A 20,020-nucleotide genomic window follows, 5' to 3' on the forward strand; every position below is an offset into this window, starting at 1 on the left:
CCCCCTACCTCCCGCCCCGAACGCTCGCGAGCTTCAGCGGCCGGACACCAGACGAACACATGCTGAAGGGAAGACACATGAGCGGGGCCGTGCCCACCAGTGTCCTGCCGGATGCCCCGATCGACATACGCAGAGCTGACGACACCTGGAATGCCGTCGCGACGCGTGCGAGCGCAGGGCCTCCACCTCCTGGTCGGCGAGCGCCCGCATTGCCATCTGGCCGCCCCTCTCGCCATCGGAGTCCGTCCTTCAGCCCAACGAGCGGCCGACTCCACACCAGCGGACCAGGTCAAGGACTCCTCCGTTGTTCCTCAACGAGTACTACCGGAGCCCCTATCCGAGCCACCACCACGTCGCGGGGCAACAGCGCAGGCACTTCTCAGCCCTCAGAGTGATAATCGGTCAACCGCCGTGTCCACAGCTCACCCACCCTGTTGAGCAATGCGTGAAGAAGATGATCTGCGCCTCTGCTGCGACACTCTTTGCTCTGCTCAGCACCGCCTTGCCGGCACACGCCGATGCCACCGTGAAACGGGGAAATGTCGGGTTAGTGGTCAAGGGCGAGGGGCTATCGGTCAAGCTGGCTGGTGGCTGGATGGACCGTCACGGCGCCGGCATCAAGGCGCGTCTCTACGCGGTGAACAAGGGTAGCCGGGCTGACGTCACACGTTGGAAGGGCGCGGCCACGGTATCCGCAGGGAGGAGGAAGTTTTCCAGCGTGGACTGGAATCTTCGAGGCCAGAACTTCTCGAATGGTACCTGGCTGTGCATTGAGTTCAATAAGTCCGACAGTCGGCCCTGTGCAAAGATCCATCGCTGACTGCGGCACCTGTAGCTGCCCGCCGCGCGCCTGGCGCGATCGGTGTTCCGTGACTTTCGTCCAGGGAAGAGGAGAACGGAATTCGGGAAAGTCCTCCACCAACGCACAGCATCCACGGCATCACGCGTAAGGATGGCGGATCAGCACACGAGGCTCCCTTGCTTAACTGCGGATATCCGGAGGGAACCGTCCGTGCTCTGCCCGTCCAGCGCAGAAGAGCAGTAGCGACGAACTCGCCCACGATGTCGGTCCTGGCCTCCGCCAGCCGAATCTCCTCAGGCACGTACCACGACAGGAATACGCCCATCGGCGTGTGCCGAGGCGGAGGACCAGGCCGTCGGCCACGTGTGAGTGGTCGTCGCTGTCGTCGACCGAGTAGACCGGGATTCCGACCTGGACGAGCGCGGTAAAGACCGCCGCGGCGAGCTTCAGGCGGACATGCCCGTCAGGCCACGGAGCGGGGGCAGCAGAGGGTCCATCCCGGCAGGGTACGGAATCCGTCCGCCAACGCGGCAGACGCGAACATCCGCCGACAGTCCTCCCGGCGGATCTGCGTGGAGCACGCCAACACGCCGCTGCGGCTTCGGACGGCCGCTCATTGATCTTGTTCAGGAATCAGTTCGAGCTGGGCAAGTTCATGTTCGTAGTCGACGGTGATGGAGCCGTAGTAGTTGACCACCGAGCTGCGTGCCGGGGAGATGTGCGCCAGGACCTCGGCGCCCACCTCGCGGCCGGCGCCGCGCAGTTCGCCGACGGCCAAGCCCATGTGCTCGGTGTACCAGCAGGTATCTGGAGCAAAGGGGCAAACAGCTGGTGTTCGCGCAGGTGGAGCACTTGCGGTCGCGTCCGTAAGAGATCGGCGTCAAAGGGTCTGGAGCGGGAGATGTGTCGAGGGCCGAGGCAGCGCCGGGGGCATCTCACTCTTGGGCGGCTTCGAGGACGTGCCGGGAAGGCCCCGGCGGATATGGTCGATCACGTTCGCGAGATCATCGACGCCCCGGTTCGGGGCACCGAGGAGTCCACGATGCAGCACCCAGACCCGCGGTATGCCGGGCGGCTCGCGACTTATGGGACCGTGGCCACGCGCCTGTCCCTGCTGAGCGACCGTCGGCTCGGCGAGGTCGTGGCTGCTGCCAGCCCACTCGGGTCGGGCATTGGGGGCCGGTCGGCGGAGCTGGACATCGACGGGATGCGGGTGTTCGTCAAGCGGGTGCCCTTGACGGAGCTGGAGTTGCGACCGGAGAACGTGCGGTCGACGGCGAACCTCTTCGGGCTGCCGATGTTCTACCAGTACGGGGTGGGCTCGGCGGGGTTCGGGGCCTGGCGGGAGCTGGCCGTGCACACGATGACGACTCACTGGGTCCTTGGGAATGAGTACGAGGGCTTTCCGCTGATGTATCACTGGCGTGTCCTGCCCGACTCCCCTCCCGAGGGGTTCGCCGACGAGTTCGGGGGCATCGAGGGGGCGGTCACGCACTGGGAGGGCTCATCGGCGGTGCGCGAGCGGCTGGAGGCCATCGGCCGGTCTTCGTCCAGCCTGGTGCTCTTCCTGGAACACGTGCCGCAGACGCTCGCCGCGTGGCTGGACGACCGCCGGGAAGGTGTGCTGGAGAGCGGGGAGGGCTCGCCTTATACGTGGGTGGAGGAGGCTCTGGCGAGGGGGACCGCCTTCATGAGCTCACGCGGGCTGGTCCACTTCGACGCCCACTTCGCCAATGTCCTGACCGACGGCCGACTGCTCTACTTCGCGGACTTCGGACTCGCCCTGAGCTCCAGCTTCGAACTGTCTGCGGTCGAGGCCGAGTTCCTCTCAAACCATCTAGCCTACGACCACTGCCACACCGCGAGGCATCTCCTACTCCACCAGTTGCCCGAGCGCCTGCGTGGCGGCACGGAACACGAGGAGTCTCTGCGCGAGTGGGTGACTGGCCAACAGCCCGAGGGGGTCCGGCCTGAGATCGCGGCGATCATCGACCGGCATGCCCGGACCGCCGTCGTCATGGGCGAGTTCCGCCGCCGCCTGCTCACCGAGAGCAAGCGAACGCCATTTCCGGCCGCTGAGATCGAGCGGATCCGGGGCGCTACGGTCACGGCGCCCCACTGAGGCCGTGCCTCCGCACGAGAGCGATGTCAGGAGGTCTCGGGGCGGGCGGTGTGCCGGGAGCCGAGGCGGCGCCGAAGTTCAAGGTCAGGCACCACGCCTGCTCAGTCTGCTGCTCGGGCTGGCGCCGGGCGACCTTCCCCTCGCGGGCGTAGTGGAGCTGGCGGCGCAGGGAGTGAAGCGACTCACCCTTGTTCAGCTGCCAGGCGATCCTCCTCCTGTAGCCCACATCCGAGAAGTACTTGACGGCGTAGATCGTGCGCCGGATCGTCCCGTACTCCTTCAACGCGGTGGCCAGCGCGTTCCGCCGGGAGGACGCCGACAGCTTGCCCACGACCAGGGAGGCGGTGGCGTGCCCGTACTTCAAGGATCCGGCGAGGCGGAGCAGGTCGTCCCAGTGGGCCGCCACCAGGTCGAGGTTGGCCTTCTTCGTCAGCAGCGGTCCCGCCGTGGGGAAGCGTTCCTCGTAATCCGCCTTCGCTCCCATCCGGTACAGGGTGATCTTGCCCAGGTCGCGGATGCGGGGCGAGAGCTGCTTGCCCCCGAGATCGAAGAGCCCGAAGTTGACCAGCTGACACCGTGCGTGTCGGTGCTTGGCAGGTCGGTGGCGTTGCCGAGGATCTCGTCCAGCACGTAGTGGGCCTCGCGGTGTGTGGCCACGATGGCCTTGGTGCCGAAGGTGGAGTGCTGGTCAGAGACGTGCGTGCAGGTGGCCCCGCACAGTCGTCCGGCCGGAGCCTACGGGGGCAGGGTGCAACTGTCCTGCCTCCACTGCACCGTTCTATGCATCCAGCAGCTCGGTCTGATCGCGGCTCGGTGAGGAGACTGTGCTGGGCCCGACGAATTCACCTTGAGTGCAATGCTCATGGAATCGCCACACTACGCAACCCTCCGCCACCGGTCCATCTCCAGCCATTCTCTGCCTTTAATCAAGGTCACAAACCTCGCACCATTTGTCATATAACCAGTTTTCCACTCCGGCGAGAGCGCCCATTCGAGGGACACCGCAAGGAGAACAGCACCGCTAGGCTTTCGACACACGTTTCACCGCCCCGTGAAAATTTCAGATGCGGCTGCAAGCGGGGCTGCGAGGCAGTGGGAAGCTACCCGAACCGGTGAGGATCGGCGCTGGTCAGACAGGAAAGTCAGGTGCGAAAATGATCAAGGTTACCAACGGCACACCGGCCAGTGACATCCCTGGTGCGCGGTGGACGAAGGCGTCGGCGAGCGATGGAATCGGCGATTGCGTCGAGCTTGCACGGGTGAATGAAACCGAAGTCGCGGTCCGTAACTCACGCTTCCCGGACGGTCCCGCGCTGGTATTCACCCGCTCCGAGTTCATTGCCTTCCTCGACGGTGCGAGCCAGGGGGAATTCAACGTCATGACTGTCTAAAAAGCGTGGCCATAGGTTGCCTGTGAGGCAGACGGGTGTTCATTCTTGGCGCGGGCGGGAGAGTCCCGCCCGCGCGAGGAGTGCACATGTCGGGTCAGATCCTGGCCTTGGTTGGGCGGCAGGGAGAGCCACCGCCAGCCACACCAAAAGCAGCGGAGAAGCTCGTCGGCGCCCTGCTGCAGCACCTGCGCCAGGAGCGCGGGATGATTCAGGGCGAGGTCGTGCGGTCCCTCCCGGGGTTCGGGTCCGTGCCCAAGCTCAGCCGCTACGAGAACGCCACCGGCACGCTCAAGGCGGAGCACGTCTTCGCGCTGCTGCGCTTCTACCGGGCGCCGGAGGACTGCGTCAGGGAAGCAGAGATGCTCCTGCAGTGGCCGCATGAGCAGAGGTGGTGGTCCTCTTTCGAAGACGTTGCGAACCCCACGCTCATGTCCCTGTTCGCGCTGGAATCCACATCAAAAGTGGTCCAGGTGTACCAGGAGAACAACGTCCCTGGGATGCTCCAGACCGCAGGCTACGCCCGCGCCTTGATGGCGGACTTCGCTCAGGCGCAGGTCGACCCCGAGACACGGCGCAAGTACCTCGCGGCCATCCAACGCCGTCTGGAGATGCGGCTTCGCCGACAGCATCTGCTGGACCAGCCTAACGCCCCCATGTACAGGGCCGTCATCGCCGAATCCGTGCTGGACAAGGAACTGGGCGGCGTGCTGATCATGCGGGAGCAGCTGCGCCAATTGTTCACCATCGCCGAGAACAAGCCCAACGTCCACCTACGAATCCTGCCCGGGGCAGCCATGCGGCAGGGCTCCCCGCTGCACCCCGCCATAACCCTGTGCAAGCCGCACGAAGAGACCGCCGGCCGATCCGTCTACCTGGAGGACAAGAACGTCGGCGGCCAACTCCTCACCGACAGCACGCAGATCGAGACCTTCATGGCGTCGATGGACTACTGGTGGGGACACGCCCTGTCGAAGACGGAGACCCTGCATCGACTCCAGTACTACATCAACCGGCTCGCCGACGAAAACGCTGAGTAGCCCCGTCACCCGATGCGGGCGACCCCGCCGTACTCGATCCACTCCTTACTCCGCTGCCGCGGAGCAAGATCGCTGTCCGGCAGCCAGCGCGAGACCTCGACCGGTTCGGGGGCCTCCAGAACGTCGAGGCCCTCAAAGAACCGGTTGACCTCGCCGATCGAGCGGACCCTTCCCCAAGAGTTGTCGGTGATCTCCTGCATGAAACCGGTGATACGGCGGCACAGTTCGAGGTCATCACTGGCCAGCTGCGAGATCACCAGATAACTGCCGCTCGGCAACTGCTGACAGACTCGACAGACCAGCTCCCAGGGATCGTCATCGTCGGGAATGCAGTCAAGAACGGATACGAACAGCGCCCCGACCGGCTGGTCGTCGCGCAGCAGTCGTCGTACAGCGGAGCTCTCGAAAATCTTTGTGGTGTCGCGGATGTCGGAGTTGAGGACGGCGGTAGTCCTCGGGTCCTCAGCCAGCATCATTTCCCCATGAGCGAGAACCACGGGATCATTGTCGATGTAGACGACTTCACTGGTCGGATCGACGTCCTGGGCGACCTGATGCACGTTGGGCCGTGTCGGAAGTCCGGACCCATGGTCGAGGAATCTACGGACATGCTGTTCCCGGGCGAGATAACGCACGGCCCTGACGAGGAAAGCCCGGTTGGCCAGCGCTAATTCACGGCCGCTGGGAGCAATACGGAGTAATTCCTCGCATGCGTCCCGATCAGACTGATAATTGTCCGTGCCGCCCAGAAGGTGGTCGTACATTCTGGCAACGCTTGGCCTGCTGACATCAATGATGATCCGCTCCCCACAGCTCGGAAGGCATACGTCCCCCCTGAGACGCTGCCGGTACCCGAAGGCAGAGGTCCCATGCTAGGAGGGCGAGCCGAGGCAGGGCTACCCGCGCCCGCCAATGCAGCACCTATTTTGATGGCTTTTCAGTCGCCCGCTTGACCCATCACGCTCCGGCGCACACCAGCCACCTCGTCAGGGAATACGACGCAGGCATATTTCAAAATGCTCGGGTGGGGAGCAGATCCCGCAGAGCCCGGTGACGCAGCAGTTCGAAGTCGGGTTCGGACAGCCCCATCGCATAGCCGGCCTGGAGGGGAGACAGACCGAGTTTGTAGCGCAGGACCAGGGCGTCCGCTTCATCACGACCGAGCAGATGATGAAGCCCCCGCAGCGATGCGGTTCGGCGCTCCGAGGCTCTACGGGAGAGCAGGTCCCAGGCGTGTGCAGCTGGCGAGGAACTGCGAAGTGCCTTCTCCCACTGCTCTCCGAGATCACACAGGGCTGCCCGGGCGATGCCCATTCCGCCGTGGGTGGACCCCACGGCGGCGGTGCCGAAGCGCCGGTAGACCGTCCAGTGGTCGCAGCAGAAAACGGTGTAAGAGACCGGGAGTCGTTGGGTGGCCGACGGGTCCGTCCACGCGGCGAGGTGCCGATCGTCAAGTTCGGAATCAGCGCGCAGCCCCGGCGGGCTGGAGCGCATCAGCATGACGTTTCACCTCACAGGGGGTGCAGGCAGGACGGAGCGGAACCCGGCTCGCAGGTGAGACACCGCAGCTGGACTAAGGGGGGCACCGTCGGGTGTCAGGACGCGCGGAGGGATTCAAGTCGGCTCGTTCGGCCGCTTGGCCGTGGTGGCGGCGGTGCCGCCCTCGCCCGCCTGGCGGGCGAGGGCTTCTTCACCCTGGGTCGCGTCGTCAGACGGTGCGGCGGACCTTCAGATAGGTGACACAGCTGCGGTCGGACACGGAGGCAGCCGTCATGCCCGCCAGCACTTCCACCGGGAAGGACTCCTTACGGACGACCGCTGCCGCGAGGACGCCGATCATGAGCAGAGAACTGAAGCGCAGCGTGAGCATCAAGACACTCAAACCAGCGGTTTGCAAGAAGGTCGACAGCGGAATGCTAATGTCTGGCGCTGCCGGAAGAACGCTTGCGAGCTTCCGACGGACGTGCTGAATCAATTTTCGCGCTCCTCGGTGCGTAGTTGAGATGGCACGAGGGAGGGGTCCCGAGTTGGTTGACGTCGCCTCGGGACCCTTTTCCGTGCCCAGTCGGACGCTAGTCGCATTACCCGCTTGCGGTGGCGCCCTGATCCCCATGAAAGCGGAACCGGGCACTCCCGACAGAGCGATAGCGGACGGCTGACGTTGACCGCTTCTCGACTCAACAGACCACTCGCGCGAACAACGAGCGAACAGCATCCGGCAATCGCGGTCGAAAATGGTCAGACGAGTCTGAAAATCCCTCGCGCATCACCCGAGCCACGCCACTCTTTCGGGTGAATGGGCACCCTCGGCCACTTCGGGTCCTGCAAACAGCGGATCCACCACCGGAAATCGTGTTCCCCGGGCAGCCCTCTCTGGGGCCCACGTGAAGCCCGAGGGTTCCACACCCTCCGCTACGGGTTACGGGCCCGGCCCTACACGGAGCTTCCGCGGAGGCACCAGCACCGAGCCCCACACTGGAGGCGTCGTGTGAATCGGGTTCAGGCACGGATTCCGTGAAGTGGATCGTGCTGCCGTGCGCCGGTGACGCTCCGTCATTCTGGGCATCATCTTTCGGTCGTGTGAGACTTTGCTGGAGTTGGTGTTCCCGCACCTGGTGACGGTGCTGGTGGAACGCGTGGTGGTGGAGAGCGGCGTGCTGCGGCTCGCGGCGAGCGCGAAGGACGGGATAGCGGTTCTGCGACAACAGCGACTGCACGAGGGTGACCTTCGCCGAGCAGGTCGAGGGGCTGACCAGCCGCTACGGTCGGCGAACGCCCGTCCTGCAGAGAATCATCGGTGCTCTTGGTGTCCTCCTGGCCGGTCGCGCCGTGGTCCGGCTGGGGCTGATGCTGGGCATCGTGGGCGGATGAGGCTGACCTTCCGCCTGGCGGTTGCCACGGTGCCCGACTTGGTCGAAATGTCCGGCGACCCCGGAGCGTTCAACTACTACTGGATGGGCGACGAAGGGCTCGCTGTCTATCACCCCGGCATCGAGGAATAGGCGGTGTTCCGTGCCGAGCTCGCGGACGGCGCCTGATCATGGTCGTAGACGCGGATGCGGTCGCGGCCCCGTCCGGGCGTGGCGGCGGCATGTCCGCGATCACGGGGCGGGGCTTGGCCGGTGGCTCAACTTGGTGTATGAGCTGGCTTGTTGAGGACCATTGACGGTCGCTTGCCCTCCTTGGACCATGCCCGTGGATGGTGCTGGCCGCCTGGCCGGATCTCGGCTGCGTCTCGTACTGTCCGCATGCCCCAGGGCGGTCCGAACACTCTGGGGGCCACCACGATGAAGGAGCCCGATGACGCGTGCCAGAAAGTGTCTGATGGTGATGGCGTCACTTGCCATCGCCGCTGGCGCTCTTACCGGAACCGCGACAGCGGCGCCGCCCGGAACGACACCGCCCGTACAGGAGAAACTCCTCACAACTCTGGATCCCCACAAGCTGGCAGCGGCGGGAGCGCGGCAGGAGTTCATAAGCCAGGCTTTCCCGCCCGGCAGGACCTGCACCACGATAGCCGCCTCGAAGAGTCACAAGGGCGGCGCCAGGGCGTGCACGGAGGTCAAGCGCGTGGACGCTGACGGCCGTGCTGTCGCGGAGCGGGCAGCCGCTGGTGCGTGCTCCGCGCAGCCCGGCTACTACCGTGCGGACCGGCATTCGTACTGCCTTTCCGACGCGAGGATCACCTACACCCTCTACGACCCGGGCAGCGGGGCGGTGACCGGCGTCGGGGAGATCAGCCTGAGCAGCTACGCCGAGCCCGACGCGGGCAGCGGCTGGTGGAACGAATCGTTCACTGCCACCGTCACGAAGACGGAGGGGCATGTCAGCAGTCTCGCCGTCAACCTTGCGGCGTCGTGCACCAACGCCTGCGCGATGATCAACCCTGATGCGTGGGGCACCAAGGTCCTCGTTCTGGGGCAGAGCATAAGCGGTCACGTCACCTACTCCAGCTCTCCCGCCGGCGGCACGGTGACCATGGTGACGCCGCAGTACTCGCTCAAGCTGTACCAGCCGGGCGACACCCCCGGCGACTGGGACCACAACTGGTCGCTGCCCCTCAAGGTGCGCTGTGATGCGGAGCTGTCCGGCTACGGCTGTGTGATCAGCCAGGTGCGGGCTTTGCTGGACCTGCCGCTCTCCCAGTACGGCACGGCGGCGGCCACCTACTGGTACGCCCAGGCCGCGCTGGCCGACCGCTGGGGGGCGCCGGACAGTCCGCTCACCCGGAACAAGGACGAGGCCGCGGCTGACCGCAACCGGAACCGGACCTGCGAGGGCGGCAGCAGCATCCCCTTCTACCCGCAGGACGACATCAAGGATGACTCGTGCGACGAGTACCCCTTCGCCGGCACCTTCGAGGGCGGGACGGACGGCGGGTTGTGCGCAGAGATCCTTCCGAAGTTCGAGCTGGGCGTCTGGAAGATCTACTACTTCGCCGGGCGCCAGCCCACAGGTAACGAGCCCTGCGTGCGCGGCCATGTCCCGCTGGCGGAAAACGAGTCGGCCGGAGGGAAGTACGGCAACTTCGTCAGGGCCGAGCGTGTCCTGGACACGGAGAAGTTCACCGTCTCGCTCGAAGGCTGAGACAGTTCACCGCGCCGCGCCCCGGGGTCCGCACCGGCCCTGGGGCGCGGCGCGTCACTGTGGGGTTGTAGTGCCGGATATTACGTCTGTGCAGGTCACGCACTCGGTGAGCTTGGAGAAGGTCAACACGATCGCTCCTCTCCTCCCCTGGGCCAAGACTGGGTACAGCGCGTCCGCACCGACCGGCGAGATGCTTGACCGTGCTACTGCGACTCCTCTACCTCACCCTGTCGACGGTGTTCACGTTCATGCGGCTCGTGCCGATGAGCGATCGCGAGATGGACCTGGAGATTCTGGCGCCGCGCCACCAACTCGCCGTGCTACGGCGCACGGTATGCCGTCCACAGCTGACCTGGCCCGACCGGGCACTCCTCGCGGCCCTGCCACACCGCTTCCCACGAGCACGGCTGCGCCGACTCCGCCTGACCGTCTCTCCGGACACTCTCCTGCGCCGGCACCGCGACCTGCTCCGCCACCGCCACGCGAAGGCCTCCCGCCCCAAACGCCGCGGTCGCCCCCGTACCGTCCGCTCCATCCGGGCCCTGGATCTGCGCCTTGTACGGGAGAATCCAAGCCGGGGCTACCGGCGCGTGCACGGCGAACTCTCCGCCCTCGGTATCAAGGTCGCCGCCTCCACAGTGTGGAGCAATCTCAAAGAGCACGGCATCCCACCCGCACCCGACCGGGAACACACGACCTGGGCAGCCTTATAACGCTCGCAGGCCGGCGCCATCCTCGCCGCCGACTTCTTCGAAACCAAGACCCTGACCGGGGCACCCCTGTACGTCCTCGCCGTCATCGAACACACCAGCCGACGCATCCGCATCCTCGGCGCAACCGCCCACCCGACCGCGGCATGGGTGACCCAACTCGCCCGGAACATGGTCATGGACCTCCACGACGCAAACGCCAGGGCGAAGTGCCTGATCCGGGACCGGGACGCACGCTACCCAGCTGCCTTCGACGCAGCCCTGCAGGCCGAGGGCATCAAGGTCATCCAGATCGGCCTCCGGATACCCCGCACGAACGCCATCACAGAACGATGGGTACGGTCACGCCAGGCCGAGCTCCCAGGCCGCACCCTCATACGGAACGAGACCCTGAAGGGTGTCTTTATTGCCGTACGGTGGGTGACCTGCGGATTTGCGATCGCCCGAGTACGGGCATGATCACTGATCGTGGGTCTGCGACTGCTGTACCTGATCTTCTGCCGCCTGCTGGGCTGCTTCGGGTGGCATCTGGGTCTGGGGTGGTCCACGCTCGCGCTGAGGGAGGCACGTGGTCCGACTGAGTCCTCCGCGGTCCAGCATCTGACCACGTGCGTGGGGAGTGGAGCCTGCGAACAGGCACAGGCGCTTACGGAAGGCGGTACGTCTTCCCTTCCGGTTGCGCCGGGTCTCCCTCGTCCTCGATGGGGAACTGGTGGCCGTGCAGCCGGTAGACCATCTCGTCCGGCGCAGCCAGCATCCGTGCCTGCCGCCACGCCGCATCGAATGACAGGTGGCTGCCCGCTTCGCGTCGCAGGCGAAGCGCACGCCAGGAAGAGATGGGGTCCAGGACGATCCGCCACAGAGCCAGGCTCATTCCTTGCACCGCCCTTCCGCGGTACGAGGAGAAGGGGCTGACGGGTCGTCCGACGCGTCATCGTCCTTCAGCTTCTGGAGTGCATCGCAGAGAGCGAGCATGGCCCGGTTCTGCAGCTCAATGTCGTTGAAGCCCTGGCCGACCTTTTCCCACTGGTCGAGCATGGGCTGCCACCATTCGTCAGCCGCGACCATCCACCGTGCCAGGCGCTGCCATTCGGCAACCTGCTCAGCGCCCGGCCAATCGCCCTGCTGCTCGATCCGATCGAGCACGAAGAGGTCGGGCTGCTCGTACAGGTTCGTGCGCAGGAACCGCAGCCGCCGTACCCGTGCCTCGTCCGCCTGCTGCTGAGCAAGGTCCTCGCGTGCGGTCTCCGAGAGCGCCAGTTCCACACGGGCAGCCAGACACCGGTACCCGGTGGCGCGGGTGTGTTCCGGGGCGCCGAGCGCGGCGTTGATGGTGTCCTGCGCGGCGCGCACCTCGACGGCTGGGAAGAGCTGCGCGACCTCGCCGGCTCGCGCTAGGGTCCGGCTGAGTACGAGGTCTTCGAGATTGGGCCGGGCCCGTAGCGCGGGGCGCCACTCGATCGCGAACGTGGCCTCGAAATGGATACCGGGGGTTGCGCAGCGAAGCATCCGTGGCTGGGTACAGTGGATCGTACGGGCCCGGCGCTGCCAGAACCACCTCACGCCGGATCCCTGTTGAGTCTGATCACCGTGCGGACACGCGGGTCTACGAGACGGTCCCAGAAGTCGTTGGCCGCGCTCGTCTCCCCGTCGACCGAGACGTGCTCCAGTGCCTGCATCAGGCTCACGGAAGCTTTGAAGATCTTCTGGCCGCGCAGGACGGGAAGCAACCCGTCACGGACGCGGGCGTAAGTTTCGGGGTCGGTTGCCGACTGGCTGATCCATGTGGTGAGGCGGTTGATGGTGTCCGGTGCCGTGGCGAAGTCTCCCAACAGGTCCTGCAGTGCCCGCTTCACGTCCACGTCGGACGGGACTTCGTCGGACAGCAGCCACGGGGTGGTGGTGCCCGGTACTGACATCAGGGCCAGGAAGGCCGCTGTGCCGGCCCCGCGGGAGCGACCTGACTGCTGCCATGCGCGCACCTCGGTGATGAGCCGGGCCACGCCGGCGGGGTGCTGCGCCTGCTCCACGAAGGCTTTGAGGGCCTCAGTCCAGGCGGATTCGTGCGCGCTGTTGGCGGCTCTCCGTAGCCGGACCATGGCCATCCTGGCCTGAGAAGAAGTGACATCGGGGGTGTTCAGGACCTGTCGGCAGGCGGTCACCACGGTGGTCGCGCGTTCCTTGACCGATGCCCAGCTGTACAGAATGCTCCACACCTGGCGGCCGATGTGCTCGTCCTGGACGGCCTGGACCAAGAGGGCACTGAGGAGTTCCTTTTTCACCGGGTAGGTCGGGGATCCGAGTTGAACGAGGTGGTCGATGTTCCCGTGCCGCAGGGTCAGGGCGGCGATGGCATCCACGACATGTTCGTTCGTCTCGTTGCCGCCGTCCCCGGACACGAGCCACTTCAGCAAGGGCTCGCGCATGACCTCGTAGTTGTCCCAGACGTAGGTCAGAACGGCCCTGCCGTAGCCGGGCTGGTCGAAGACGACCTCGTCGTGGGTGCCAACTCCGGCGCCGGCGTCGACGACACGGCGGCGTAATCCGCGGCTGGCGAATGCTGCACTTGTCGTCGATGCGAAGCCGCTCCCGTCGGCGGCGTCGGTGCTGATGATGTACTGCAGGTCCCGGGCGGCCTTGGCGACCTCGGGCATCGGAGCGGATTGGCGCACGGCGAGAGCCAGGAGGAGGCAGCGGTCCTCCAGCGGCAGCGACGTGTCCTTGCCTCCATGCGCAGAGACCGTCTCTCCGAACAGGATGTCGAGTTTGTCCCGCCAGTCGGACAGGGCGGACGTGATCCGTTCGGCAAGTCCGGCATCGAGCGCGGACCACGACGACGGGACGTCCATGGGGAACGAGGAACCGGTCAGCCGTTCGTGTTCCCGCCACGCGAGCACGATCGAGTCCGCCGTTCGGACCGCTTCCACAGCGTCGAGGCGGCTCAGCGAAGCCTTGGTCTTGTCGACGGAGTGAAGGTAAGCAATCAGGCCGGGGGCCTTGCGAGCTCTCAGCCGGGCCTCCACGACACTCTGGGCCGGCGGCGGCTCGTTGAGGTGGACGACGTGAATGCCTGACTGGACGGGGACGTAGTGATCAGTCCAGAGGTCCTTGGCCACGTTCAAGACGAGGTAGGAGCCCAGTTTTTCGAGAAGCCCGGCATGCTCTTCGAGCATGGTGAGGAAATCGGCCGAGATCCGGTCGTGGTCGGGGTCCTTGAGGTCGACCTGGTAGGCGTGGCGCTCCTCGGCGGGAAGTCGACCCACTTTGGGTGTCTTCCAGTCCGCGTCCAGTTTCACGATGTCGGTGTCCTCATCCGTGTGCCGGGCGAGGAGATGCAGGGCAAGGGTGGTCGATCCGTACGCACGCGGGGCGACAATGATCACGACGTGCTTCTGCGGGCGTACTCCCGCCGGGTCTAGAGCCTGTTGCCACGTCTCGGCCCATTGGCCTTCGCGGACGATCGGCTCCTGCTTGATCCGGTGACGAGGGCGAGTGGGGCCTTCGAGGATCCCTTGCTTGCGGGTCTCATTGATGATCTTGTCTGCGTGGTTGACGAAAAACTCCGGACGGTTCACCGTGATCGGTGCTGGCCCAGCGTCCGGTACGGGGGGCGCGACGAACGCTGCCGGGTCCGCCCGGCCGCCGCCAGCGGCCTCCGTACCTTCGGCAGCGTTGCTGCTTGGGCTCAGCGCCCACGGAGTCATGCCGTCATCGCCCCTCAACGGCGACTCGGGCTCGTCGGTAGGACGTGGCGGAAGAAGGGGACGATCGTCGGACATTCGCTCTGTGGTTCCTTTCCACGCGGCACGGGTGCGGGGCATGAGTAGGGTCAGATCCGGCGCCGGTCGATGCGCATCGTCCCGACCTTGTTGATCAGGGTGGTGTCGGTCATTTCGCCGTTGATCTGGAAGACGGCGCCGGGCGGGTTACTCGGGCCGGCCGACGGCGTCGGCGCAGCTGTCCCGCCCCCACCTCCGGGCAGCGCCGGGTCGATGAGCGGGGCGAGGGCTCGCGGTGTCATCTGGGGTACGAACAGCCAGCACGGCTCCTCGAACGCCTTGCTGTCCACCCGCGCCGTGGCGTGGAGGAAGTGTTCTTTGTCGAGGTCCGGCGTGCGTCCCGCACGGACGGTGCGGCGGAACGCCGCCTCCGAGAGGACGGCGGCCAGGAAGCCGTTCCGGTGCTCCCGGGCCACGGTGAGGCCCGTGCGCACGACCTTGCTGTCGAGCAGTCGGCACACCTCGTTGATGGCGTCGCCACGGTGATCGGGCAGGGAGAGCGGTCCGACGTGCAGGGCGGCACGCAACCGGATCGCCGGAGCGCTGGCGAGCCGTTCATGGTCGTATCGGACGAGCGCCGCGTGCAGGTGTTCCAGCAGCGGGTCGACCAGCCGTGCGATGTCCTTGGCGGGCATGACGAGGATGGCTCCGTCACCGGTGTCCTTGAATGCCCCGGGCCGGTCTCGTGGGTCCTGCAGCCCGATGTGGGCCAGCACGTTGGTGAGGACGTCGTCCAGGTCCGAACGGACCGGTGCCATCTTCGCTTCCAGGATCTGACTGTAGCCCTGCATGTCCACGGCCAGGAGCGCCTGCTCCGGAGGGACGTCGAGGGGCGAGGGCGGGGCAAGAGGCATGCTGTCACCGAGCTTTCGGTCACGATGGAGGAATCGAGTGCCCCATGCTGATCGGCCCGGGCGCGCTGTGGTGCCCACTACTGGGCATCACCCGGGTGCGGCCGGTCACATCGCGTTGCGGGCGTGGGCCGCGATCGATGTGATGTCGTGGATCAGTAGTCCACCGCCCGGATCCGTCTCCAGCCAGCCCTCTTCCCGCCACGGCTTGATCGCCGCACCGACGGCGTTGCGGGACGCACCGATCATCTGGGAGAGCTCATCCTGCGTCAGTCGGACATTGACCGACGGCCGATTCGTCGAAGCCGCATCCACGAGCCGGCTCAGGGCACCGGCCAGGCGTATGGACACGCAGGCGGTGGCGAGTTCGAACCTGACGGCCTCGGACTCCCTGACCCGCGCGATCGCATGGCGCAGCAACGGGTTGAGCAGGCCGTTGCTCTCGACGAAGGAAAGGAATTCGGGGGCCGGAATGAGGTGCACGCGGCAGGCCTCCGCGGCGATCACAGAAGCCGAGCGGGGCTGGGCATCCAGGACGGCCAGTTCGCCGAGCAGCTCACCTGGGCCGCGTACCGCGAGCAGGGCCCGTTCTCCGTTCGGCCCCGTCAGCGTCACGAGGGTCGACCCCGAAGCTAGAAGGACCACATGAGTGCCGGGATCCCCCTGCCGTAGGAGGACGCTGCGGGCCGGGCGCACCCGCATGGGGGCGAGGTCACGCAACTGCGACCACAGACTCTCGCCGATCACTGCCATGTGCGACTGATACATATCCCCCCAAACATAGGGACAACCCACAAGGGGTGAGATTTTCAGGACGCGAGCAAGATGAGCAACAGGACCAATCCGGCCACGCTGATTGCGCCCACGGTGAGATCGACGGCCGCCTTGATCGCCCGGAACTTTCGGCGCGCGAGGGTGGTCAGGGCGGCCTCACGTTCCGGCAACTCGGTGCAGTTCACCGGGCGTCGTGGGACGGATGCCGACGCGTGCCTGCCTCCGCCGACGAACTCCTCACGCCAAACGAGCGCGTCGTCCTTCGGGAAGATGGGGCGCAAGGCTGTCAGCGCCGATACCAGGGCTGCCCCGAGCAGTGTGCCCACCAGTGCCACAGCTGCAGTGAGCAAGCGCGACGAGTGGACTGGTGTGGACAGTGCCGTCCCCGCCGTGATCGCAAGTAGCGCACCGGCGACTCCGCACAGCGCTGTCGCTTTCGTATCCGCACGCTGCACCTCGACGAACATCCTGCTTTCGCTACTCGGAGGTACACCGGTTGTTGTCGAGACGGATAGCGGGACGTTCTGCGCTTCAGATCCTTCCATTGCCCTCTCCTTTTCGTTGCCTTGCGGCTTGGGAGTAGCAGTCTGGGCTGGCGACCGGAACTCAGCTGCCCGCCAATTGGTAGCGGCTGTGATCGATCGGTCACAGCCGGGAGCCCGGCTTGGTTTGAACCACAAGACTGCCCAGACCGTGTGCTCCCTGGTAGGGCGGCGGGCCTGTCCTTGCCGAGAACTTCATCCATGCAAGTCAGGCAGCATGGTGATATTCGTGGAGGAGGCTGCTGAGGCGATCGCGTCTTCATATGTAGAGGCCAGCGATTTGGTCCGGATCGGTGATCGGTGCGGGCAGTGGGTGCAGTGGCAGGGCGTTCGCGATGCCCTGGTGGGGCCGATGAGTGTTGTAGAACTGCTCGAACTCCCGGAGTGCGTGGAGGAGGTGGTGCTGGTTCCGGATCAAGGTCCGGTCCAGGAGTTCGTGTCTGCAGGTCTGCGCCCACCTTTCCATGATCGAGTTCATTCTCGGCATCTGGATGCCGGTGAGGACGACCTCGATCCCCGCATCTTTGAGGACGTCATCGAACAATCCGGGAAACTTCCCATCCCTGTCCCTGATCATGAACCGTGCACGGCAGCTGCCTGCGTCCTCGAGATCCATGACCAGGTTCTTCGCCGCTTACGCCACCCAGGAGGTGGTCGGGTGTGCGGTGGCGTCCAGGACACGGATACGGCGGCTGCTGTGCTCGATCACCGCGAGTACGTACATCCGCGCGCCGGACAAGGTGACCGTCTCAAAGAAGTCACAAGCCCAAAGGGCGTCGGCTTGGGAGCGCAGGAAGTCGACCCATGTGCTGGAGCTGCGGTCGGGCGCCGGATCGACGCCGGCATCCTTGAGGATCTTCCAGACGGTCGAGGGGGCCACCTTCACTCCCAGCACGAGCAGTTCGCCGTGCAGACCCCGGTAGCGCAGTTCGGATTCTCCCTCGCCAGGCGCAGCACCAGAATCCGGATGGAGCGCACGGTACGAGGCCGACCGGGTCGCTTGGGCCGCGATAAGGCGGCATGCCGACGCCTGGCAAGGTCACGATGCCAGCGCAGCACCGCGTCAGGACGCACGAGCAGCCGCACCCGCCGCAGGGCGCGCACACGGCATCCGGTGCAGCAGCGCCGCCAGGAACGCCCGATCGCTCGCAGTGAACCGTACTCGAGCACCACCGAGTTGGCGTTCGAGCACCGTGATCTGATGACGGAGAGCCAGGATCTCCGCATCCTTGTCCCAGTCGCTCATCGACAGCAGACGCAACAGCGCGAACGCATTCGTCACGCCCAGGTAGGCCAGTCGAAGCAGCACGATCGATCATCATGACGCGTGAACCACCGACTACGCGAGAGCGCTTACTCGAGCGACGAGGCCGACGACCACCAGTCCCGATACAGGCCTCCGACCAGGGCGGATGACATTCTCGGCAAGCACAAGGCCAGGCAGCGAGCGTCTCCGAGGTTCGGTCAGGCAGCACGTCCACGACTCGACCGGCTTCAACGTCGACCAGGACGGTGCCGTAGGTACAACCCTTGCGGAACAGGCAAGCGGTTCTCGTCAAGTGCCATGCCAAGCACGCACACATCGGTGACATCATCCTCGCTTCGCTTGGCACACTTTTTCTTCAGACTCGGCCTCCGCAGGCCGTCTCGTTACGGCGCTCCAGAGCCGGATACGGCGCCCACGCCCTGGGAGTGCCCTATCTGCCAGCGGACGGCAAGGGGCTTTGCCCCTCCTTGACACGGGGCGCATCCGGCGACCAGAAGCCCCGCATACACGCTGCCTGCGAAAACCGCCCCGGAGAGATCGCCAGCGGTCCGCCCTGCCCCTGTCGCATGGGGAGCGCAACAACGTGCTCCCACCGCGAAAGGTGCTCGAGAGCCGACAAGGGGTCCTTATGCCTCTCGATGCACAAGACATCCAGATCGAGCGGGTGACGTCGGGGGCCTGTGGTTGACGACGGCGCGTGGGGGCGCAGTACGGCGCTGTAGGTCTACCGGATCGGGTGACGGACGAATCGGGCACCGTTGACACGTCTGCGAGTTGGGAGCACGAGGGCTCCCAGAGGGCTCCCACTTGCTCCCAGCCCGGAAACGGTTAAGGCCGCCTCCGCTACCCGCGGAAACGGCCTCCGACCTGCGATGATGCTGGTCGGGACGACAGGATTTGAACCTGCGACCCCTTGACCCCCAGTCAAGTGCGCTACCAAACTGCGCCACGTCCCGGTGCTTGTCCGGCCTCGGCTTTCGCCCTGGCCGGTCGCGCAAGAGAACAATACCGCACTTCAGGGGGTGGTCGCTGCCACCTTTCGGTGGGGGTGCGGCAGGCCAGAGACGAGCCTCTGGTTACGTTGGGTTCGCGGACGATTGCGTGGTGTGTCCAGGTGTGGCTGCGCCTACCTTTGGACGTGGGTAGGGGGTGGCTAGGCCGTGGGGCTCAGGTGTGGGCGTTCAGCCAGGTCAGTAGGTCTTGCTGGACCTGATCGCGGTTGGTCTCGTTGAGGATCTCGTGGCGGGCGTCGGGGTAGCTCTTCCAGCTCAGGTCGTGGGTGCCGAGGTAGCGGTAGTCCTCGAGGAGTTCGTGGACCAGCGTCAATCGCTGGTTGCAGGGGTCCTCGGCGCCCACGGCGATGTGGACGGGCAGTCGGGGCGGGGTGCGGGATTGGTTGTGCGGGTTGTTGATCTTGCGGACGGCGCGGACCCAGTCGAGTGACAGGCCGGCGCTGAAGGGGAAGCCGCATCGCTCGTCCGCCGTGTAGGCGGCCACCTCCGTGGGGTCGCGGGAGAGCCATTCGTAGCCGGTGCCGGGTTCGTAGGGGTCGTTGAAGGAGGCAAAGAGCTCGGTGGTGAAGCTGGACAGGGTGGTGCGGCCGTGCTTGGCGATTTCGGTCTCTAGGCGAGTGATGGCCTCATCGGGGTCTGTCGCGGGCAGTGAGCGGAAGGTGCCGGAGAGGATCAGGCCGGAGAGGTCGTCGCCGTACTCCTGGGCGCAGTCGCGGGCGAGCATCGAGCCCATGCTGTGGCCCAGCAGGAACAGCGGCGTCCCGGGGAGGGCCTGCCGGGTGCGGTCGCCGACGGTTCGCAGGTCCTTGACGATGGCCCGCCAGCCGTCGCCCTCGTCGCCCACGACGCCGAGGCCGCCCGTGGAGGCGGCGGTCGCGCCGTGGCCGCGGTGGTCCGAGGCGACCACGGCGTAGCCGTGGTCGCACAGGAAGCGGGCGAAGCGGTCGTAGCGCTGGGCGTGTTCCGCGGCGCCGTGGGCGATCTGGACGATCGCGTGTGGGGGGCGGGACTCCGGGAGCCAGGTGTAGGTGGCCAGGCTTACGCCGTCCGGGGTGGGGAGGTGGTTGGTGTGGTGGGTGATGCCGTCCGTCGGCATGCCGTCTCATCTCCTGTGTGGGAGGGGAGGGAACTCTCCGGTGTGGGAG

The 20,020-nt window shown here is 65.9% G+C and carries 19 protein-coding genes, 1 tRNA gene and 3 pseudogenes; 8 read left to right on the plus strand and 15 right to left on the minus strand.

Features of this window, described 5'->3' with window-relative positions:
• The first annotated feature begins 445 nt into the window (after window positions 1-445).
• Window positions 446-820, plus strand: coding sequence for a hypothetical protein (locus CCN51_RS54435; protein ID WP_143675888.1), 375 nt, complete (start codon window positions 446-448; stop codon window positions 818-820).
• Between the two features lie 595 nt (window positions 821-1,415).
• On the opposite strand, the gene CCN51_RS55080 is transcribed toward CCN51_RS54435, so the two are convergent.
• On the minus strand, window positions 1,416-1,586 hold the full coding sequence (locus tag CCN51_RS55080) for a transposase (RefSeq protein ID WP_014181093.1): 171 nt from the start codon (window positions 1,584-1,586) through the stop codon (window positions 1,416-1,418).
• Window positions 1,587-1,844: 258 nt separating this feature from the next.
• Between CCN51_RS55080 and CCN51_RS25205 the strand changes: the two genes are divergently transcribed.
• The gene (locus CCN51_RS25205) at window positions 1,845-2,924 is read left to right on the plus strand and encodes a protein kinase family protein (RefSeq protein ID WP_043492245.1); all 1,080 of its coding nucleotides are present in this window, start codon (window positions 1,845-1,847) and stop codon (window positions 2,922-2,924) included.
• Here CCN51_RS25205 and CCN51_RS25210 read toward each other — a convergent pair.
• Window positions 2,908-3,492, minus strand: coding sequence for a Tn3 family transposase (locus CCN51_RS25210; RefSeq protein ID WP_202948362.1), 585 nt, complete (start codon window positions 3,490-3,492; stop codon window positions 2,908-2,910). The two genes, CCN51_RS25205 and CCN51_RS25210, sit on opposite strands and share 17 nt — an antisense overlap.
• Window positions 3,493-3,503: 11 nt before the next feature.
• A pseudogene (locus CCN51_RS60120) lies at window positions 3,504-3,644 on the minus strand (Tn3 family transposase); the annotation flags it as partial.
• A 434-nt stretch (window positions 3,645-4,078) separates the two neighbouring features.
• Between CCN51_RS60120 and CCN51_RS25215 the strand changes: the two are divergent.
• Complete coding sequence (locus CCN51_RS25215; protein WP_014181090.1) at window positions 4,079-4,315, plus strand: DUF397 domain-containing protein; 237 nt, start codon at window positions 4,079-4,081, stop codon at window positions 4,313-4,315.
• Window positions 4,316-4,401: 86 nt separating this feature from the next.
• Entirely contained in the window at window positions 4,402-5,352 is a 951-nt protein-coding gene (locus CCN51_RS25220; protein WP_014181089.1) for a DUF5753 domain-containing protein, read from the plus strand.
• 5 nt (window positions 5,353-5,357) lie between these two features.
• Here CCN51_RS25220 and CCN51_RS25225 read toward each other — a convergent pair whose 3' ends face one another.
• The 3 genes from CCN51_RS25225 to CCN51_RS55085 form a co-directional block, all read right to left on the minus strand.
• Window positions 5,358-6,116: an SAM-dependent methyltransferase gene (locus tag CCN51_RS25225; RefSeq protein ID WP_238545502.1), complete on the minus strand. Its 759-nt coding sequence runs from the start codon at window positions 6,114-6,116 to the stop codon at window positions 5,358-5,360.
• 247 nt (window positions 6,117-6,363) lie between these two features.
• Window positions 6,364-6,852: a hypothetical protein gene (locus CCN51_RS25230; protein ID WP_014181086.1), complete on the minus strand. Its 489-nt coding sequence runs from the start codon at window positions 6,850-6,852 to the stop codon at window positions 6,364-6,366.
• Between the two features lie 208 nt (window positions 6,853-7,060).
• Window positions 7,061-7,234: a hypothetical protein gene (locus CCN51_RS55085; protein WP_158104702.1), complete on the minus strand. Its 174-nt coding sequence runs from the start codon at window positions 7,232-7,234 to the stop codon at window positions 7,061-7,063.
• 839 nt (window positions 7,235-8,073) lie between these two features.
• Between CCN51_RS55085 and CCN51_RS55090 the strand changes: the two genes are divergently transcribed.
• The 4 genes and pseudogenes from CCN51_RS55090 to CCN51_RS25245 all read left to right on the plus strand — a co-directional run.
• The gene (locus CCN51_RS55090; RefSeq protein ID WP_014181084.1) at window positions 8,074-8,223 is read left to right on the plus strand and encodes a hypothetical protein; all 150 of its coding nucleotides are present in this window, start codon (window positions 8,074-8,076) and stop codon (window positions 8,221-8,223) included.
• On the plus strand, window positions 8,220-8,354 hold the full coding sequence (locus CCN51_RS59320) for a hypothetical protein (RefSeq protein WP_014181083.1): 135 nt from the start codon (window positions 8,220-8,222) through the stop codon (window positions 8,352-8,354). The genes CCN51_RS55090 and CCN51_RS59320 overlap by 4 nt, the downstream gene beginning before the upstream one ends.
• A gap of 568 nt (window positions 8,355-8,922) precedes the next feature.
• The gene (locus tag CCN51_RS25240) at window positions 8,923-9,939 is read left to right on the plus strand and encodes a NucA/NucB deoxyribonuclease domain-containing protein (protein ID WP_014181082.1); all 1,017 of its coding nucleotides are present in this window, start codon (window positions 8,923-8,925) and stop codon (window positions 9,937-9,939) included.
• 200 nt (window positions 9,940-10,139) lie between these two features.
• Window positions 10,140-11,039, plus strand: a pseudogene (locus CCN51_RS25245) (transposase family protein); the annotation flags it as partial.
• A 256-nt stretch (window positions 11,040-11,295) separates the two neighbouring features.
• Here the strand turns inward: CCN51_RS25245 and CCN51_RS25250 are convergent.
• From CCN51_RS25250 to CCN51_RS25295, 9 genes and pseudogenes are all read right to left on the minus strand, one after another.
• On the minus strand, window positions 11,296-11,523 hold the full coding sequence (locus tag CCN51_RS25250) for a hypothetical protein (RefSeq protein ID WP_014181081.1): 228 nt from the start codon (window positions 11,521-11,523) through the stop codon (window positions 11,296-11,298).
• Entirely contained in the window at window positions 11,520-12,158 is a 639-nt protein-coding gene (locus CCN51_RS25255) for a hypothetical protein (RefSeq protein WP_014181080.1), read from the minus strand. Before CCN51_RS25255 ends, CCN51_RS25250 begins: the two co-directional genes overlap by 4 nt.
• 50 nt (window positions 12,159-12,208) lie before the next feature.
• Complete coding sequence (locus CCN51_RS25260; RefSeq protein ID WP_143675889.1) at window positions 12,209-14,470, minus strand: hypothetical protein; 2,262 nt, start codon at window positions 14,468-14,470, stop codon at window positions 12,209-12,211.
• 8 nt (window positions 14,471-14,478) lie between these two features.
• A complete protein-coding gene (locus CCN51_RS25265; RefSeq protein ID WP_043487973.1) occupies window positions 14,479-15,282 on the minus strand; it encodes a hypothetical protein in 804 nt (267 codons plus the stop codon).
• A 105-nt stretch (window positions 15,283-15,387) separates the two neighbouring features.
• Complete coding sequence (locus CCN51_RS25270) at window positions 15,388-16,032, minus strand: Crp/Fnr family transcriptional regulator (RefSeq protein ID WP_238545501.1); 645 nt, start codon at window positions 16,030-16,032, stop codon at window positions 15,388-15,390.
• 56 nt (window positions 16,033-16,088) lie between these two features.
• Window positions 16,089-16,598 (minus strand): Pycsar system effector family protein, encoded by a 510-nt coding sequence (locus CCN51_RS54440; protein ID WP_143675890.1) that lies wholly within the window; start codon window positions 16,596-16,598, stop codon window positions 16,089-16,091.
• Window positions 16,599-16,854: 256 nt separating this feature from the next.
• Window positions 16,855-17,904 (minus strand): annotated as a pseudogene (locus CCN51_RS53490) (integrase core domain-containing protein).
• A gap of 837 nt (window positions 17,905-18,741) precedes the next feature.
• Window positions 18,742-18,818: transfer RNA gene (locus tag CCN51_RS25290), tRNA-Pro, on the minus strand.
• A gap of 211 nt (window positions 18,819-19,029) precedes the next feature.
• A complete protein-coding gene (locus CCN51_RS25295) occupies window positions 19,030-19,971 on the minus strand; it encodes an alpha/beta fold hydrolase (RefSeq protein ID WP_014181072.1) in 942 nt (313 codons plus the stop codon).
• Between the last annotated feature and the right edge of the window lie 49 nt (window positions 19,972-20,020).

Origin of the sequence: Streptomyces milbemycinicus (assembly GCF_002154605.1) — a bacterium.
Classification (GTDB): Bacteria; Actinomycetota; Actinomycetes; order Streptomycetales; family Streptomycetaceae; genus Streptomyces; species Streptomyces milbemycinicus.